Origin of the sequence: Amycolatopsis rifamycinica (genome assembly GCF_000695625.1) — a bacterium.
In the GTDB taxonomy this organism is placed as follows: Bacteria; Actinomycetota; Actinomycetes; order Mycobacteriales; family Pseudonocardiaceae; genus Amycolatopsis; species Amycolatopsis rifamycinica.
Genome location: NZ_JMQI01000064.1, coordinates 1 through 17,750, shown reverse-complemented (window position 1 = coordinate 17,750; position 17,750 = coordinate 1). Strand labels below are relative to the sequence as shown.

Here is a 17,750-nt window from a genome sequence, read left to right as displayed (position 1 = left end):
CAGTACGCCCCGGCTGGCTCGCCGGAGGTGGGCAGCTTCCCTTTTCGGCGCTCGCCCGCCGAAACCGCCGAACCCGCCGATCCGCCCATGTCCGGGTTGCTTCCCCTCCCGCAACCTCGTGACCGGCGGCCTTCCTCGTCTCTCTTCCCTGCCTCGCACGGCAGCCTTCCGCTTTTCGACGAAGACGGCCTCGACGAAGACGACCTCGGCGAAGACCACCTCGAGGACACGCCGGACGAACCACCGGCCGAAAGCCACGCCGAGCAGGTTGCCCGGCGGACCCGGGTCTCGCTGGCCACGCCCGCGCCGCGGTGCGTGGACCTCGACGAGGACGACGTCCGCATCTACTCCACTTCGCCGATCGACGGCCTGGGCGGCTTCACCATCGGGTCCGTTCCCGCGTCGGTGACGCCGCCGAAGACGTGGCGGAAGGCGGCCTGGTTCGCCACCGGGGCGTCCGGTGCCGTGGTCGTCGGGCTGCTGTGCGCCGGCTCCTTCCTCGTCGGGAAACCGCCGATGGACCAGGCCGTGCAGGGCGCTTGGCCGGGCTACCAGGGCGTGCCGACGCTGGGCGACCCCACCGGTGACCACCGGCCGCCGCCCACGCAGGGCGGTTCCGCGCCCGGGCCGGAGTCCTCGACCCGGCCGGACGAGAGCGCGACCGCCGTGCAGCCCGAGAGCGGCGGTGGCGGCGGGCCGGTCGACGGCGCGGCTCCCCCGCCGGCCGCGGACCCCGCCTCGCCCGAGGCGGCCACCACCGGCCCGGCCGCCCCGAGCGCGGGGCCGCGCAAACCACCGGTCACGCCCGCCCAGCGCGAAACCCCCGTCAAACCACCGTGGTGGTACTCCTTCCCACCGGACGCCCAGACGATGGGGGACAACTCGGAGAAGTTTTTCAACACCGTCACCACCGACCCGGCCGCGGCGTCGTCGGTGACCACCGGCCACCTGCACGACCAGGGCCCGCAGGCGCTCGCCCAGCGGTACGCCGGCATCGCCTACTTCGAGGTCAAGAAGGTCAGCATCGACCAGCAGCGCGGCGTCACGGTTAACACCGTCGAGGTCACCCACACCGACGGGACCAAAACGATCGAGGAGCGCACGCTGACCTTCGGCGACGGCGACAAGATCACCGCTGACGGCCAGTGACCAATCCTGCACGTGCGGTTCGCCCGTTCTGATGCACGTGCGGTGCGCCGAGCGGTAATGCCTGGTCCGGGTGGGTGACATATGCTGCCGCTCGTCGTACTGCGACGGCATTCCGGCGACAGAGCCTGGTGATCGCCGTCCGCACAGGGTTACCTGGCGACAGCGAATCCGGAAACCGGCCACGAGTCGGCCGCCCGGACCAACGGGAACCCGGCCGAACGGCCGAGTGACCGTCCCCGGAACCCAGAGCGAGGACTTTCGTGCTTGATCGGCAGCGCACACGACGTGAGTCACCTCACGCCGTCCGCGTCGAGGACGTCATCCCGGCCGAGATCCTGGACGGCGTCGCCGACGCCGACCGCCACCATCTCGAGCAGGTGTTCCGCGACCCGCAACGGTTCCTGCCGTCGCGGACCGAGCCGGTCCGTGAGCCGGAGCAGGCCGAAGACGCCGGCGAGCCGGAAAGCCGGTTCGCGCGCCGCGCGAAGCTGACCGGGCTGGTCGCCGCCGGCGCGCTCGTCGCCGGTGCGGTGATCGCCGCGCCGATGCTCACCAGTTCGCACCGCGCCGCTTCGCCTTCCGGTGGCCAGGCCACGCCCGCCGGGTTCACCGGCGCCGCCGAACTCGGCGGTCTCGCCGTCCCGCAGCACCAGGCCGGCGGCAGCGCGCCGGAGCAGCACAGCCCGGCCACGCCGGGCACGACCGTCGAGGACACGCCGTCCGCCCAGCCGGCGAACGGCACGCCGCGGACGCAGCCGACGCAGGCCGCCGCCACCCCGGTCCCGGACAAGGCCGCCGACGCCCGCAGCGCGAGCCGCAAGATTCAGGCCGTCAAGGACTTCTACGCCAAGATCGCCCGCGATTCGGCGGGCGCGCTGGCGCTGCTGAGCCCGGCGCTGGTCGACGGCACGGCCGGCGAGCTGGTCCGCACCTGGAGCGCGATGGACGCCATCGACGTCCAGGAGTCCGACACGCAGATCAAGCCGGACGGCTCGATCCTCGCGGTCGCGACGCTGCACCGGCCGGACGGCGCGCTGGTGCGCGTCACCCAGCTGTTCCGGGTCGCCGCACCGGCGGGTTGATCACCGAAGCCGAGCTCGTCTCGGCCCAGTACATGTAGCCCACCGCGATCACCCCTTCACCCCTGGTTCAAGTGCCCGTGCCGATTTCGTGTGCGCAGAGTGAGCGCCTAGCCTTGTCACGGGCCGGTCTCGGGAAGACCGGCTCAGAGCCCACGACATGTGCATACGCTCCAGCGAAGCGGCGTGCTCGTGGCCGCGTCACCAGGCACCGATCCGCACGCCCTGGTGAAGCCGGAGCCCAAAGGGAGGTCGCGTGAGCGACGAGGGTCGTCTGGTCGCCGATCGATACCGCATCGTCGGCCGGATCGGCACGGGCGCGATGGGGGCCGTCTGGCAGGCTCACGACGAGGTCCTGGGCCGCACCGTGGCCATCAAGCAGCTCCTGCTCCAGCCGCACCTGGACGAGCACGACGCCGAGGACGCCCGCCAGCGGACGATGCGCGAGGGCCGGATCGCGGCCCGGCTGCACCACCCCAACGCGATCTCCGTCTTCGACGTCGTCACCGACGACAGCGGCCAGCCGTGCCTGATCATGGAGTACCTCAACTCCACCAGCCTGGCCGCCGTGCTGCAGGAGCGCCGCACGCTGCCGCCGACCGAGGTGGCGCGCATCGGCGCCCAGGTCGCCGCGGCGCTGCGCGAGGCCCACGCGGTCGGCATCGTCCACCGCGACATCAAGCCGGGCAACATCCTGCTCGGCGCCAACGGCGTCGTGAAGATCACCGACTTCGGCATCTCACGCGCCAAGGACGACGTCACGGTCACCAAGACCGGGATGATCGCCGGCACGCCCGCCTACCTGGCCCCCGAGGTCGCCATCGGCGGCGAGCCCGGGCCGGAGTCCGACGTCTTCTCCCTCGGCTCGACGCTGTACGCGGCGTGCGAGGGCCAGCCGCCGTTCGGGCTGTCGGAGAACACGCTGAGCCTGCTGCACGCGGTCGCGGCCGGGCAGATCAACCCGCCACGCCAGTCCGGGCCGCTGGCCAGCGTGCTGGCCGTGCTGCTGCACCCGGAAGTCGAGCACCGGCCGACCGCCGAAGAGTGCGAAGAGCTGCTGGCGGCCGTCGCCCGCGGCGAGACGCCGCTCGGCGGCCCGGCGGACGAGACCATGATGGCGCCGTCCGCCGGCGTCCTCGGCGCGGCCGCCGTCGCCGACCCGAACGCGACGCAGATGTTCGACGACATCTCCGCGGGTCACTCGGGCACGCTGCTCGGCGGCGGAGCCCCGACGCAGGCCGTGCCGTACTACGACGAGGACGACTACCCGGAGGCCACCGGCTACCCGGAGGACGACTACGACGGGTACGGCCGCTACGAGGACGACCACGCGGCCGGGGGCGTGCCGCCCGGGCTGGCCGCCACCCGCGCGGTGCCGGTGCCGCCGCACGAGCGCGGCGGGTACGAGGACGACTACGACGACTACGACGACGAACCCGCGCCGCCGCCCCCGGCCCGGTCGCGTCCGCAGATGAGCCCGGTCGACGAGGACGACGGCAAGCCCGGCGCGTGGAAGCGCCCGGCCATCATCGGCGGCATCGTGGTCGTGGGCCTGGTCGCGCTGGTCGTGTGGCTGCTCAGCCCGAACAACCCGGAGGCGCCGGCCGCGCCGGTGTCCAGCAGCAAGCCGTCGCCCGTCGCGACGTCGGACACGCCGACGCCGACGACGGAGGACGAGGTCAGCACGGCCGACGTGCCGCCTCCGGTGACGGAGACGAGCTCGACGTCGAAGCGGGCGACGACGTCGCGGAACACCGAACCGGCGTCGACCACGCCGAGGTCGACGGCGCCGAAGACGACGACCCCGACTTCCGAGCCCCCGGCGAGTTCGTCGTCTGAGGAGCCGCCGACTTCCAGCTCGGTCGCCACCAACCCCTGATGCCCCGAGGTCAGTCTTGAGTTCTGAAGGCACCATCGTCGGCGGCCGGTTCCGGCTGGACCAGCCGATCGGCCGCGGCCGCGCGGGCATCGTGTGGCTGGCGTTCGACACGCGGCTGTTCCGCACCGTCGCGATGAAGCGGATGTACCTGCCGGTCGGCGCGGGCGAGCGGGCCGAGCAGGCGCGCGCCGCCGCCATGCAGGAGGGCAAGGACGCGGCCCGGATCGAGCACCCGTGCGCGATCAAGGTGTTCGACGTGCTGCCGGACGGCCAGGACGTCTGGCTGGTGATGGAGTACATCCCCTCGCGGAGCATGGCGACGTTCCTCGCCGAGCACGGCAGGCTCACCCCCGACCAGGCGGCGCAGCTGGGCATCCAGCTCGGCGACGCGCTGGCGGCCATCCACGCGGCCGGGTTCGTGCACCGCACGCTGGAGCCGGGCACGGTGCTGCTGGCCGACGACGGCGGCGTGAAGCTCACCGACATCGGCATCAGCGGCGGCGGGCCGAGCCCGGCGTACGTCGCGCCCGAGGTCGCCCGCGGGTTGCCGGGCACGCCCGCGGCGGACGTCTTCTCCCTCGGCGCGACGCTGTACACCGCGGTGGAGGGCGTGCCGCCGTTCGGGGACGACGGCCAGTCGTCCGAGCGCCCGCCGCGGAACTCGGGTGTCCTGACCGAGGCGTTGCGCAAGATGCTGCGCGCGGACCCGAACACGCGGCCGACCATGGCGGACACCGTCCACTCGCTGAAGGCGATCACCGAAGGCCGCGAAACGGCCTTCATCCCGCCGACCGCGCCGGCGATGCCGACCATGCCCGTCGGCTGGCCGGCGGGACCGGGCGGCCCCCCGATGCCGCCGCCGGGCCCGCACCCGGTCGCGCCGATGCCGCCGTCGGGCCCGCACCCGGCCGGCCCGATGCCGCCGTCGGGACCGCAGTTCCAGCAGCAGATCCCGCTGACGCCGCCGCCCGGCTACCCGCAGGGCGCGACGCAGCAGATCCCCCCGGTCCACCAGGCGACGCAGTACGCGCCGCCGCCCGCTGCTCAGCCGCCGTCGGCGGAGGAGGAGTGGAACCTGCCGGTGTCGAAGAAGACGCTGATCACCGTGGCCGCGATTCTCGCGGCCGTGCTGGTCGGCATCCTCGCCGCGGAGCTGTTCTTCGTCTAGGCCACCTTGGCGGTCGCCGAGCGCATGGCCTCCAGCAGCGTGCGGACGGCCGGGTGGTTCCAGGACCGCGACGCGACCGCGGCGTGGATCGCGCGGACCGGCTCGGGGTTGCGGAGCCGGCGGACGACCACGCCGGGGTGCTGCGCGCCGATCCCGAGCCCGAGTTCCGGGATCAGCCCGACGCCGATGCCGGCGGCGACGAAACCCAGCGCCGTCTGGTAGTCCTCCGACTCGACGACGATGTTGGGCGTGAAGCCGGCCGAGGCGCAGGCGCTGTCCAGGATGTCGCGGCAGACGCCGGGGAGGCCGTCGACGCCGACCCACGGCTCCTCGGCGAACTCCGTCAGGTCCAGCACGCGCTTGCGCGCCAGCGGGTGGGTCTTCGGCAGCACGGCCCGGTACGGGTCGTCGAGCAGGTGCACCAGCTCGACCCCCTTGCCGGGCGGGGTCTTGCGCGGGAAGACGGTGATCGCGACGTCGGCGTTGCCCGCTTCGACGTCCATCATCGGGTCGTCGGGTTCGACGAGCTTGAGGTCGAGGCGGACGCCGGGGTGCTCGCGGCGGACCGCGGCGATCGCGGGCGGGACCAGCGACGCGCCCGCCGTGGCGAAGTAGCGGATCGAGACGCGGCCGATGCGGCCCTCCTTGAGCTCGGTCAGGGCCGCTTCGGCCTTGGCGAGCTCGGCGCTGAGCGTCTCGGCGTGCTCGGACAGCAGCGAGCCCGCCGGTGTCGGCCGGACGCCGCGCCCGACGCGTTCGAGCAGCTCGGTGCCGGCCTCGCGTTCCAGCGCGGACAGCTGCTGGCTGATCGCGGACGGCGTGTAGCCGAGGTTGCGGGCCGCGGCCGTGATCGACCCGCTGGTGATGACGGCGCGGAGGACCTGCATGCGGCGGACGTCGAGCATGCCTCGAATCGTACAGCTCAGCTTAAGTGTTCATGCAGTTAATTTCGCTTGTCCTTACTTCTGGTCCGGGCGAAGCTGGCATCGGCTGTCGAAGGAGGACTGGGGTGGGCGAGACGAAGACCCTGCTCAGGATCGGTGCGCTGGCGCTGATGTGGGGCTCGAGCTTCTTTTGGATCAAGCTGGGACTGGGGATGTTCTCGCCGGTGCAGCTGGTGCTGGCACGGCTGGTGCTCGGCGCCGTCATGCTGCTGGTGCTGTGCCGGCTGCAGCGCGCCCGGCTGCCGCGCGACCGCCGGATGTGGGGACACCTGGCGGTCGCGGCGTTCTTCCACAACGCGCTGCCGTTCCTGCTGTTCGCGATCGGCGAGACGACGGTCGATTCGGGCATCACCGGCGTCCTGAACTCGACGACGCCGCTGTGGGTGCTGCTCGCGGCGCCGATGATGGGGACATCGTCGCGGATGACGGGGACGCGCTTGGCGGGGCTGGTCGTCGGTCTCGGCGGGATCCTGCTGATCTTCGCGCCCTGGCAGGCGTCCGGCCTGCTGAGCTGGGGCGCGCTGGCCTGCCTCGCGGCGGCGGCGAGCTACGGCTTCGCGTTCGTCTACGAGGGCAAGTACCTGTCGTCTTCGACGTCTTCGCCGTACGCGATCGCGGCCGGGCAGATGATCCTGGCCAGCGGGATGCTGCTGCTGGCCGTGCCGGTGGGCGGGCTGACGCCGGTGCACGTGTCCACGGGGCCGTTGCTGGCGGTGCTGGTGCTGGGCATCGGTTCGACGGGGATCGCGTTCGCGCTCAACTACCAGCTGCTGGCGAGCGAGGGCGCGGTGGCGGCGTCGGTGGTGGGGTACCTGCTGCCGGTGGTGTCGGTGCTGCTCGGCGCGGTGTTCCTGGGTGAGCAGCTGCACCTGCGGGTGATCGCGGGGATGGTGGTCGTGCTGGGCGGAGTGGCCCTGACGCGGCTTCAGAAGCCGGAGCGAGGGGCCGTGGAGGCACCCGGCGACCAAGCGGAGGGGCTTGGTGACGACACCGCCGGGCGCGCGCCGCGGCCTCTCGCTCCCCTGGCGGACTGAGTCTTCAGACGAGGCGGCGGTCGGAGGCCCAGCGGGAGAGCTCGTAGCGGTTCGAAAGCTGGGTCTTCCGCAGCACGCTCGAAACGTGCGTCTCCACCGTCTTCACCGAGATGAACAGCTCCGACGCGATCTCCTTGTACGCGTACCCGCGCGCCAGCAGCCGCAGGACGTCGCGTTCGCGGGGGGTCAGCAGGTCCAGCTCCGGGTCGTTGATCGGCGCCGAACCCGGGCGGTCCGCGAACGCGTCCAGCACGAAGCCCGCCAGGCGCGGGGAGAACACCGCGTCGCCGTCGGACACGCGGACCACGGCCCGGACCAGTTCCTTCGACGAGATCGTCTTCGTGACGTAGCCGCGGGCGCCCGCCCGGATGACCGCGATGACGTCCTCCGCCGCGTCCGAGACCGACAGGGCCAGGAACACCACGTCCGGGAGCTCCGGGCGGATCCGGCGCAGCACTTCGGCGCCGCCGCCGTCGGGCATGTGGACGTCGAGCAGCACCACCTGGGGCTTCGTGCGGGCGATGCCCGCCACCGCTTCGGCCACCGAGCCGGCTTCGCCGACCACGCGCACCTCGTCGGTGATCGAATCCAGCTCGGTGCGCACCCCGGCGCGGAACAACGCGTGGTCGTCGACGAGGAACACCTTGACCGGTTCACGCTGGTTGTCCGTCACGTCGTCGAGCATAGCCGCCTCACGCCGCTCCCTTGCCCGCTTTCACCGGCATGGCGAGCTGCACCTCGGTGCCCTCGCCCGGTGCCGTCCGGACCTTGCACGTGCCGCCGTGACGGGTCATCCGGCCGCGGATCGAGTCGGCGAGGCCGTGACGGTCGTCCGGGACGAGGTCGGGGTCGAAGCCCTTGCCGCGGTCGCGGACGAACACCGTCACCGCCGTCGGCTCGACCTCGGCGAAGACGCTGACCTCGTCGACACCCGCGTGCTTGGCCGCGTTCACGATGGCTTCGCGCGCGGCCTGCACGAGCGCGACCAGTGCTTCGTCGAGTTCGGCGTCGCCGACGACGACCTGGCCGACCGAGATCGCGAAAGTGTCCTCGACCTCGCCGCACGCCGTCGCGAGCGCTTCGGACAGCAGACCGGTCGCTTCCTCGGCCTTCTCGCCCGGCTTGCCGTAGCCACCCGCGCCGTACAGCCAGCCGCGCAGCTCGCGTTCCTGGCTGCGGGCCAGCCTGGCGACCTCGCGCGGCGACTCGCTCTGCTTCTGGATCAACGCGAGGGTCTGCAGCACCGAGTCGTGCAGGTGGGCGGCGATCTCGGCGCGTTCGTCGGTGCGGATGCGGGCCTTGCGCTCGTCGGAGAGGTCCCGGACCAGCCGCAGCCAGAACGGCACGGTCAGCACGGCGACCCCGATCAGGGTGGCGATGACGGCGATGAGCGCGAACTGGACCTGGTCGAGGGTGCCGCTGCGCAGCACGACGACAGTGATGCCGGTGATCACCAGCGCGACGCCGGCGACGATCCGGATGGCGGCCGACCAGCCGCCCCCGCCGAGGAAAGCGCCCGCGAAGCCGTCCTTCGCCCCGACCCGCCAACGGCGGCGCTGCGACTCGTCGGCCTCCCGCCAGACGACCGCGAGACCGATCATGGCGACGGCGAGGGGCACCGCGACCCACCCGCTGATGAACCCGGTGAGCGTCCCGCTGGCGACGGCGAGGCCGACGCCCAGCGCGATCAGGCCGAACGCCTGCTGCCGTTCCTTCGGCTTCGGCGCGTCCGCGGCTTCTTCGGACTGCTGCTGGACGAAGACCCAGAGGAGACCGTAGGCGAGCAGGCCGGCGCCGTTGAGCGCGGCGAGCAACGCGAACGCCGTCCGCACCCAGAGGACCGGCACGCCGAGGTGATCGGCGAGCCCCCCGGCGACACCGGCGATGGCCCGCCCGGACCGGCGCCGGAACATCTTGGGCGCGGCCGGTTCCGCGGTGGCGATCGCCTGCTCGGCGGTGACGTGGTCGAGGGACTCCTGCACGCCGTCCATGGTCACACGGGCCGGGGTGCGGTTCCATCGGGGAAGTCCCTGATCCGGTGCCCCCGCGTCAGTGCCAGGGAGCCGGTCCGGTCCGGCCGGCCCAGGCGGCGAGGCCGGGCCCGTCGAGCAGGCGGATCCCGTGGTGGGCGGCGTACTGCCGCGCCTGCTTCGTGAACGTCGAAGTGGTCACCACGGCGGCGACGCCCGCGCCGTGCACGGTGAAGCAGGTACCGCCGAAGCGCTGCAGATCCGGGCCGGTGACCTTGGAGGTGCCGCCGTACCGCTTGGCCTGCAGGACGATCTTGCGCCCGTCGGGTGCGTACGCGGTGACGTCCGCGCCCAGGTCACCCGCGCGGCCCGTGACCGTCGCCTGCGAGCAGCCGTCCCGCGAGCAGAGGAAGGCGAGGGCGCGCTCGAACTCGTCGGGTGCCATCGCGTGGTAGCGAGCGATCTCCTGGGACCGGGCGAACTCGATTTCCCACGCCCGCCGCGCTTCGCGTGCCTTCCGCCGCCGCCACAGCACGGTCCCGCAGATCACCGCACCGAGCACCGCGGTGCACCCGGCGAGCGAGGCGACCGGGTGGGCCGCGACGAACTTCGCGATGGTGAGCACCACCACGCCGGCCACGGCGATCCCGGCCACGGCACCGCCTTGGGTGGCGGCCGCCTTCTTCCTACGGGCCATCGCAGCTTCCTCCTCCGCACTGGATCCGGAACAGAGGTCGCGCCCGGCAGCCGCCTGTTACGCCGGCGTCCCTCTCCGGGAAACCTCAGGGACCATCCCGGATGTCCCGCCACGGCGAGTGCCGCATGCTTCTCGGTATGAGTGGTGCGAGCGAAACCCGGTCGCCGAAGCCGGGCGCCCTGAACGGCTTCGAGGAGACCGTCAAGGACTTCTGGGTCAGCCGGCCCCGGCGGCCGCACTCCGGGCGGAAGCTGGCCGGGGTGGCCGCCGCCGTGGGGCGGCGGTACGGGGTTGATCCCGTCGTCGTGCGGATCGCCCTGGTCGTCACGACGATCTTCGGTGGCTTCGGCGTTCCCTTCTACCTGCTGGGGTGGCTGTTCCTGCCCGGCGAAGGGGACGAGGTCTCCGGCTTCGAAAGCCTCATCGGGCGTGGCCGGTCTTCGGTGTCGCCCGCGTTCGCCGTCGTGCTCATCGTCCTCACCGTGCTCAGCGCCGGGGGCTCGATCAGCGGCTCCTGGTTCGACGGCGGCGGGCTCATCAGCTGCGCCCTCATCGCCGCCGCCCTCTACCTGCTGCACCGCAGCCGCGGCCACGAGAACCGCCCCGCGCCGGTTGTCGCGCGGACGTCGTACCCGGCCTTCACCGGAAACGGAGCCTTCACCATGACCGACACCGCCGAGGCGCCGTCGCCGGCGCGCGGCTGGGACCCGCTCGCCGCCGATCCGGCCGGGTGGGACCTCCCCGAAGCCCCGCGGCCCCCGGAGCCGCCGCGGCCGATGCCTTCGTTCCAGGCGCCGCAACGGCGTCATCGGTCGAAGATCGGCTCGGCGACCTTCGCGCTGGCCGTGGTGACCGCCGGCGCCGGTGTGCTGGCGGCCCTCAACGGCGTCGCCTGGTTCGACGCGCAGCACATCGTCGGACTGGTGCTCGGCGTGGTCGGCATCGGCCTGGTCGCCGGCGCGTTCGCCGGCGGCGGGCGCGGGCTGGTCGGCCTCGCCATCCCGCTGGCCATCGCCGGCATGGTCCTGACGACCGCGCCGTTCAAGGACTTCGACGTCCGCGGCGGGGTCGGCGACCTCGACCCGGTCCCGCAGTCGCTGACCGAGCTGAAGCCGCTCTACCAGCACGCGGCCGGCGACATCCGCCTCGACCTGACCAAGCTGCCCGCCGGAGCGCCGTACTCGACGACCGTGTCCAACGGCGCGGGCGACACCACGGTCATCGTGCCGGAGACCGCGGACGTCACCTTCGACTGCCACACCGGCGCGGGTGAGGCGTTGTGCTTCGGCCGCTCGAGCGACGGCGTCGACCAGGAAGCCCTGATCGGCACCGACAACGGCGCCGACGGCCCCGGCGGCCAGAAGATCACCCTGAAGGTCACCAACAGCGTGGGCAACGTGGAGGTGCGGCGTGCCTGACCAGAACCCCTACGCCTACGACAACCCGGCCGAGACCCAGCCCGCCAAGCGCGGCCTGGACGTCTTCACCCTGGTCGTCGGGATCGCGACGCTGCTGGTGTCGGCGTACGTCCTCTCGGACGGCGCGAGCTGGCTGCCCTCGTTCGACTTCCGCTGGGTGATCGCCGGCGGCGCGGTGTTCGTGGGCGTGCTGCTCCTCGCGGCGTCCTTCGGCGGCAAGCGGCGTCGCTGAACCACCGGAACACTGGAGGCCCCGGATCCCACGCCGGGGCCTCCAGTCCTGTCTAGGGGCGGGTCACTCCCACTCGATGGTGCCCGGCGGCTTGGACGTCACGTCCAGTACCACCCGGTTGACCTCCGCGACCTCGTTGGTGATGCGCGTGGAAATCCGCTCCAGGACCTCGTAGGGCAGGCGCGTCCAGTCCGCGGTCATCGCGTCCTCCGACGACACCGGCCGCAGCACCACCGGGTGCCCGTAGGTCCGGCCGTCGCCCTGGACGCCGACGCTGCGGACGTCGGCCAGCAGCACCACCGGGCACTGCCAGATGTCGCGGTCCAGCCCGGCCGCCGTGAGCTCCTCGCGGGCGATCAGGTCGGCCGCGCGGAGGGTGTCGAGGCGCTCCTGGTCGACCGCGCCGATGATGCGGATGCCCAGGCCGGGGCCGGGGAAGGGCTGGCGCTGCACGATCGTCTCGGGCAGTCCCAGCTCCAGGCCCACTCGGCGGACCTCGTCCTTGAACAGCAGCCGCAGCGGCTCGACCAGCTCGAACTGCAGGTCGTCCGGCAGGCCGCCGACGTTGTGGTGGCTCTTGATGTTCGCCGTGCCCTCGCCGCCACCGGACTCGACGACGTCCGGGTACAGCGTGCCCTGGACCAGGAAGCGGTAGTCGCCCTGGGCCTTGAGGTCGCGCTCGGCCTGCTCGAAGACGCGGATGAACTCGCGACCGATGATCTTGCGCTTCTGCTCCGGGTCGGTGACCCCGGCCAGCGCGTCCAGGAACCGCTCGCGGGCGTCGATGGTGATCAGGTTGACGCCGGTGGCCGAGACGAAGTCCTGCTCGACCTGGGTGCGCTCGCCCGCGCGCAGCAGGCCGTGGTCGACGAACACGCAGGTCAGCCGGTCGCCGATGGCGCGCTGCACCAGCGCGGCCGCGACCGCGGAGTCGACGCCGCCGGACAGGCCGCAGATCGCGCGGCCGTCGCCGATCTGGTCGCTGATCCGCCGGACCTGCTCCTCGACGATCGACGACGTCGTCCACTGCGGCTCGATCCCGGCGATGTCGCGCAGGAACCGGCGCAGCACCTCCTGGCCGTGCGGCGAGTGCGCGACCTCCGGGTGGTACTGGACGCCGGCGAAGCGGCGCTTGACGTCTTCGAAGCCGGCGACCGCGGCGCCGTCCGACGACGCGGTGACGACCGCGCCCTCCGGGGCCTTGGTGACGCTGTCGTTGTGGCTCATCCACGCGGGCTGGTGCGCGGGCAGGCCGGCGTGCAGGACACCGCCGTCACCGGTCACGCGGACCTCGGTGCGGCCGAACTCGCGGACGCCGGTCGGCTCGACGACCCCGCCGAGCGCGCTGGCCAGCAGCTGGTGGCCGTAGCAGATGCCGAACATCGGCACGCCCGCTTCGGTGAGCTTCGGGTCCATGCCCGGGGCGCCTTCGGCGTACACGCTCGAAGGACCACCGGAAAGGATGATGGCCGCGGGGTTCTTCGCGAGGATCTCTTCGGTGGACGCGCTGTGCGGCACGACCTCCGAGTAGATCTGTGCCTCGCGGACGCGCCGGGCGATCAGCTGCGCGTACTGCGCCCCGAAGTCCACGACGAGAACCGGACCGGTGGGGTTGGGCACCTGGCGCCTCCAGACGAGAAGTGGGTTCCCCGCCATCGTCCCAGGTGGGCCGGGTCACCCCGGATTCAGGGCCGGTTCTGTCCTGAATCGCGCATACGGTGCGCGGTATGGCTGTGAACTGGACCAAGGAACTGACCGATCAGCTCGACTTCCACTGGAAGGTGCACACGCGCCCGAAGTTCGAAGGGCTCACCGACGACGAGTACTTCTGGGAGCCGGTCGCGACCTGCTGGACCGTGCGGCCGCGCAAGTCGGACGACGAGCCGGGCACGGGCCCGTTCACCATCGACTTCGCGTTCCCGGAGCCGGTCCCGCCACCGGTCACGACGATCGCCTGGCGGCTCGGGCACATCCTGGTCGGGGTGCTGGGCGCGCGGATCGGCTCCCACTTCGGCGGCGCGCCGATCGGCTACGACACCTACCCCTACCCGGGGACGGCCGCCGAAGCGCTTGCGGAGCTCGACAAGCTCTACGCGCAGTGGGTCGCCGGAGTGCAGTCGCTCGACGAAGAGGCGTTGGCGCGGCCGTGCGGGCCTGCGGAGGGCCCGTACGCGCAGTACCCGATGGCGACGCTGGTGCTGCACATCCACCGCGAGATGATCCACCACTGCGCCGAGGTCCTACTGCTGCGCGACCTGTACCGGAGCCGGTAGCAGCAGGAAGCCCAGGGCCAGGCCGAGCAGCGCGGGCAGGCCGTGGTTGTCGTGCACGAGCGTGTCGGCCACGGCCAGCACCGGCACCGCGAAGGCCATGATCCGGAACTGGACCGGCAGCACCACGCCGTAACGGCGCGACGCCACCATGGCCACGGCCGCGAGGCCGCCGATCAGGCCGGCGGTGCACATCGAGTTGCCCGCGCCCACCGGGTTGAGCCAGACGTAGCTCATGACCTGGCCGAACAGACCGCAGGTGAAGTACAGGACGAGCCAGCGGACGCGGCCGAAGACGCGCTCGGCGAGGATGCCGAACACCGCCAGCCACGCCAGGTTGAAGACCAGGCCGAACGCCCACGCGTCCTGGAAGAACATGCCGGTGACCAGGCGGTACCACTCGCCCGCGTCGATGCGGGCCGCGTCGCGGTGCATCGCGTCGTACAACGGCGGGTGGACCAGCTGCGCGATTCCGCAGGCCAGCGTCACGGCGAAGATCACGGCGGTCAGGTACGGGCGGCGGCGCACCGGAGCGAGCGCCACGAACGGGTTGCGGGATGCGGTGCGCGTGGTCATGGACGAAAATCTAGGCGCGCCACCGCCGTCGCACCCCCGACGTTTGTCACGGTCCGCCCAGGGAAAGGCACATGCATGCGAGCGACAGTCATTTACGGCGCCGGCGACGTGCGGGTGGAGACCGTCCCCGACCCGAAGCTGGTGGAGCCGACCGACGTCATCCTGCGGGTCGTGCGGTCCTGCATCTGCGGCAGCGACCTCTGGCCGTACGCCGACATGGCGCCGAGCGAGCACGGCCGCCGCATCGGGCACGAATTCCTCGGCATCGTCGAGGAGACCGGCCCGGACGTCACCACCGTGGCCAAGGGCGACCTCGTCATCGCGCCCTTCGTCTACTCCGACAACACCTGCCAGTTCTGCCGCGAAGGCCTGCAGACCTCCTGCGTGCACGGCGGGTTCTGGGGCGCGAACGGCGTCGACGGCGGCCAGGGCGAGGCCGTGCGCGTGCCGCAGGCCGACGGCACCCTCGTCAAGGTGCCGCACACCGAAGACGACGGGCTGCTCGCGTCGCTGCTCACGCTGTCGGACGTCTTCCCGACCGGCCACCACGCCGCGACGAAGGCCCGCGTGAGCGCCGGCCAGAACGTCACCGTGATCGGCGACGGCGCTGTCGGCCTCTCCGCCGTCCTCGCCGCGAAGCGCCTCGGCGCCGAGCGGATCGTCCTCATGGGACGTCACCAGGCGCGGACCGACCTCGGCCGCGAGTTCGGCGCGACCGACGTCGTCGCCGAGCGCGGCGAAGAAGGCATCGCGAAGGTGCGCGAACTGACCGGCGGCGAAGGCACGCACGCCGTCCTCGAATGCGTCGGCACGAAGCCCGCCTTCGAGATGGCCGTCGGCGTCGTGCGCGCGGGCGGCGCGGTCAGCCGCGTCGGCGTCCCGCAGTACGAAGAAGGCCCGATCGGCCCCACGCTGTTCCGGCGCAACATCACCGTCACCGGCGGCGTCGCCCCGGCGCGGCACTACATCCCCGAGCTGCTGCCGGACGTCCTCGACGGCAAGTACCAGCCCGGCAAGGTCTTCGACCGCACCATCGACGTCGACGGGATCCCCGCCGGCTACCGCGCGATGGCGGACCGCGAAGCGCTGAAGGTGCTCATCAAGCCGTGACCCGTCCGGGTGGGGGTCCGCCGGCCGAGCCCCTACCCGGATTACGTTGGTACGCATGGACATGATCACCCCCGAGCCGCGCCCCGCCTGGATCGCCGGCCGCCCGGAGCCGGGCGCCACCACCCTCGTCGTGCACCACCCGTACGACGGCAGCGAGGTCGCCACGGTCGCCGTGCCCGGGCCGGACCAGGTCGAACGCGCGGTGGCCGCCGCGGCCGCGGTCGCCAAGGAGTTCCGGCGCAGCCCCGCGCACCTGCGGGCCGGGGCGCTCGACCACGTCTCCCGCGTGCTCGCCGCGCGCGCCGAGGAGATCGCCGAGGTGATCACCGCCGAGAACGGCAAACCGCTCAAGTGGGCCGAAGCCGAGGTGAACCGCGCGGTGTCGGTGTTCCGGATCGCCGCCGAGGAGGCCCGCCGCTTCACCGGCGAAGTCCAGCGCCTCGACACCGACCCCGCGGGCGAGGCGCGGCTGGCGCTGACCCGCCGCGTCCCGCGCGGCCCGGTGCTCGGCATCGCGCCGTTCAACTTCCCGCTCAACCTGGTGGCGCACAAGGTCGCGCCGTCGCTGGCGATCGGCGCGCCGATCATCGTCAAGCCCGCGCCGCGGACGCCGCTGTCGGCGCTGGTCCTCGGCGAGATCCTCGCCGAGACGGACCTGCCGGAAGGCGCGTTTTCCGTGCTGCCGCTGGGAAACGAACAAACACAAGCCCTCGTCGCCGACCCGCGGCTGCCGGTCGTGTCGTTCACCGGCTCCGGCCCGGTCGGCTGGCAGCTCAAGGACGCCGCGCCGCGCAAGCACGTCGTGCTCGAACTCGGCGGCAACGCGGCGGCCGTCGTGCTGCGCGACTGGCCCGACCCCGAGGGCGCCGCACACCGGATCGCCACCTTCGGCAACTACCAGGCCGGCCAGTCCTGCATCGCGGTGCAGCGGGTGATCGTGGACGCCGCCGTGGCCGAGGAGTTCGTGCCCGCGCTGGTGGAAGCCGTCGAGGCGCAGCGGACCGGCGACCCGTACGACCGCAACACCGACGTCGGCCCGGTGGTCGACGAAGCCGCCGCCGAGCGGATCGTCGCGTGGATCGACGAAGCCGTCGCGGCGGGCGCGAAGGTGCTCACCGGCGGCACCCGCGACGGCGCGACCGTCGCCCCGACGCTGCTGGCCGACGTCCCGCCGGACACGAAGGCCTGGACCGAGGAGATCTTCGGCCCAGTCCTCGCTGTGTCCATTGTGGACGGCGTCGACGAGGCCTTCCGCTCGGTCAACGCCTCCGCGTACGGCCTGCAGGCTGGCGTGTTCACCACCGACGTCCAGCTGGCGTTCCACGCGTCGGCGGAACTGGAGGTCGGCGGCGTGATCATCGGCGACGTCCCGTCCTACCGCGCCGACCAGATGCCCTACGGCGGGGTGAAGGGCTCCGGCGTCGGCCGCGAAGGCGTCCTCGCGGCCATGCACGACCTGACGGAGGAACGCGTCACCGTGTTCACGGGCATCGACCTCTAGGTGTAGTGCCCGGGGAGGTTGCGATCGTGGTGACACGTGATTGGATGATCTTGGTGTGAGGGAGGGCCTCTGGGTTCGGTGTGGATTGCGACGTCTACCCCGCCTCACGGAGGCCCTCGTGATCCACGCTAACGCACCCCTCACCCCAACCGGCAGACTGCGCCTGGCCCGTTGTGTGGTCGAGGACGGCTGGCCGCTACGACGGGCCGCGGAACGGTTCCAGGTGTCGGTCTCCACCGCCGCCCGCTGGGCCGGCCGCTACCGCGACCTCGGCGAAGCCGGCATGGCCGACCGGTCCAGCCGCCCCCGCACCAGTCCGGCCCGGACACCGACGCGGACCGAGCGGCGAGTCATCAAGGTCCGGGTGATCCGCCGGTGGGGACCCGCGCGGATCGCCTACCTGCTCGGCCTCAACCCCTCCACGGTGCACCGAATCCTGACCCGCTACCGGCTGGCCCGGCTGACACACCTCGACCGAGCCACCGCCACCCCGATCCGCCGCTACGAACACCCCGCCCCCGGCGACCTGGTCCACGTGGACATCAAGAAGCTGGGCAACATCCCCGACGGCGGCGGCCACCGCGCCCTCGGCCGCGCCGCCGGGCGCCGCAACAGCGGTCAACGCGGCCACGGCTACGCCTACCTGCACAACGCCGTCGACGACCACAGCAGGCTGGCCTACACCGAAATCCATGCCGACGAGACCACGGAAACCGCGGTCGC

At 72.3% G+C, this 17,750-nt stretch carries 17 protein-coding genes; 11 read left to right on the top strand and 6 right to left on the bottom strand.

The features are described 5' to 3' along the window. Positions 1-87 precede the first annotated feature (87 nt). The 4 genes from DV20_RS30270 (at position 88) to DV20_RS30255 (ending at position 5,275) form a co-directional block, all read left to right on the top strand. Positions 88-1,149 carry a hypothetical protein gene (locus DV20_RS30270; RefSeq protein ID WP_235191023.1) on the top strand — a complete coding sequence of 354 codons (1,062 nt, stop codon included), beginning with the start codon at positions 88-90 and terminating at the stop codon, positions 1,147-1,149. A gap of 260 nt (positions 1,150-1,409) precedes the next feature. Beyond that, a complete protein-coding gene (locus tag DV20_RS30265) occupies positions 1,410-2,231 on the top strand; it encodes a hypothetical protein (protein WP_235191014.1) in 822 nt (273 codons plus the stop codon). 253 nt (positions 2,232-2,484) lie between these two features. Next, positions 2,485-4,107 (top strand): serine/threonine-protein kinase, encoded by a 1,623-nt coding sequence (locus DV20_RS30260; protein WP_043786323.1) that lies wholly within the window; start codon positions 2,485-2,487, stop codon positions 4,105-4,107. A 16-nt stretch (positions 4,108-4,123) separates the two neighbouring features. Further along, positions 4,124-5,275, top strand: coding sequence for a serine/threonine-protein kinase (locus DV20_RS30255; protein ID WP_043786322.1), 1,152 nt, complete (start codon positions 4,124-4,126; stop codon positions 5,273-5,275). On the opposite strand, the gene DV20_RS30250 is transcribed toward DV20_RS30255, so the two are convergent. Then, entirely contained in the window at positions 5,272-6,180 is a 909-nt protein-coding gene (locus DV20_RS30250) for a LysR family transcriptional regulator (protein WP_043786321.1), read from the bottom strand. The two genes, DV20_RS30255 and DV20_RS30250, sit on opposite strands and share 4 nt — an antisense overlap. A 104-nt stretch (positions 6,181-6,284) precedes the next feature. Between DV20_RS30250 and DV20_RS30245 the strand changes: the two genes are divergently transcribed. Further along, complete coding sequence (locus DV20_RS30245) at positions 6,285-7,253, top strand: DMT family transporter (protein ID WP_235191013.1); 969 nt, start codon at positions 6,285-6,287, stop codon at positions 7,251-7,253. Between the two features lie 4 nt (positions 7,254-7,257). On the opposite strand, the gene DV20_RS30240 is transcribed toward DV20_RS30245, so the two are convergent. From DV20_RS30240 to DV20_RS30230, 3 genes are read right to left on the bottom strand one after another with little or no spacing between them, the layout of a single operon-like run. After that, a complete protein-coding gene (locus tag DV20_RS30240) occupies positions 7,258-7,938 on the bottom strand; it encodes a response regulator (RefSeq protein WP_043786320.1) in 681 nt (226 codons plus the stop codon). A 7-nt stretch (positions 7,939-7,945) separates the two neighbouring features. Further along, entirely contained in the window at positions 7,946-9,244 is a 1,299-nt protein-coding gene (locus DV20_RS30235) for an ATP-binding protein (RefSeq protein WP_051736207.1), read from the bottom strand. A gap of 58 nt (positions 9,245-9,302) precedes the next feature. Then, positions 9,303-9,920, bottom strand: a complete 618-nt coding sequence (locus tag DV20_RS30230) for a restriction endonuclease (RefSeq protein ID WP_051736201.1) — start codon at positions 9,918-9,920, stop codon at positions 9,303-9,305. Positions 9,921-10,057: 137 nt separating this feature from the next. Here DV20_RS30230 and DV20_RS30225 point away from each other — a divergent pair, with 137 nt between their 5' ends. After that, positions 10,058-11,338 carry a PspC domain-containing protein gene (locus DV20_RS30225; protein ID WP_043786316.1) on the top strand — a complete coding sequence of 427 codons (1,281 nt, stop codon included), beginning with the start codon at positions 10,058-10,060 and terminating at the stop codon, positions 11,336-11,338. Next, the gene (locus tag DV20_RS30220) at positions 11,331-11,570 is read left to right on the top strand and encodes a hypothetical protein (protein WP_043786314.1); all 240 of its coding nucleotides are present in this window, start codon (positions 11,331-11,333) and stop codon (positions 11,568-11,570) included. Before DV20_RS30225 ends, DV20_RS30220 begins: the two co-directional genes overlap by 8 nt. A gap of 63 nt (positions 11,571-11,633) precedes the next feature. On the opposite strand, the gene guaA is transcribed toward DV20_RS30220, so the two are convergent. Continuing rightward, positions 11,634-13,190, bottom strand: coding sequence for a glutamine-hydrolyzing GMP synthase (gene guaA / locus DV20_RS30215; protein WP_043786312.1), 1,557 nt, complete (start codon positions 13,188-13,190; stop codon positions 11,634-11,636). Positions 13,191-13,297: 107 nt separating this feature from the next. Between guaA and DV20_RS30210 the strand changes: the two genes are divergently transcribed. Continuing rightward, entirely contained in the window at positions 13,298-13,843 is a 546-nt protein-coding gene (locus DV20_RS30210) for a DinB family protein (protein ID WP_043786310.1), read from the top strand. Here the strand turns inward: DV20_RS30210 and DV20_RS30205 are convergent. After that, positions 13,811-14,416, bottom strand: a complete 606-nt coding sequence (locus DV20_RS30205; RefSeq protein ID WP_043786308.1) for a rhomboid family intramembrane serine protease — start codon at positions 14,414-14,416, stop codon at positions 13,811-13,813. The genes DV20_RS30210 and DV20_RS30205 overlap by 33 nt on opposite strands. A gap of 75 nt (positions 14,417-14,491) precedes the next feature. Between DV20_RS30205 and DV20_RS30200 the strand changes: the two genes are divergently transcribed. From DV20_RS30200 to DV20_RS30190, 3 genes are all read left to right on the top strand, one after another. After that, positions 14,492-15,526 carry a zinc-dependent alcohol dehydrogenase family protein gene (locus DV20_RS30200; RefSeq protein ID WP_043786306.1) on the top strand — a complete coding sequence of 345 codons (1,035 nt, stop codon included), beginning with the start codon at positions 14,492-14,494 and terminating at the stop codon, positions 15,524-15,526. A gap of 55 nt (positions 15,527-15,581) precedes the next feature. Beyond that, positions 15,582-17,027, top strand: coding sequence for an aldehyde dehydrogenase family protein (locus DV20_RS30195; RefSeq protein ID WP_043786304.1), 1,446 nt, complete (start codon positions 15,582-15,584; stop codon positions 17,025-17,027). A 118-nt stretch (positions 17,028-17,145) separates the two neighbouring features. Then, the coding region (locus DV20_RS30190; RefSeq protein WP_043782207.1) for a helix-turn-helix domain-containing protein at positions 17,146-17,750 on the top strand (605 nt) is incomplete at its 3' end.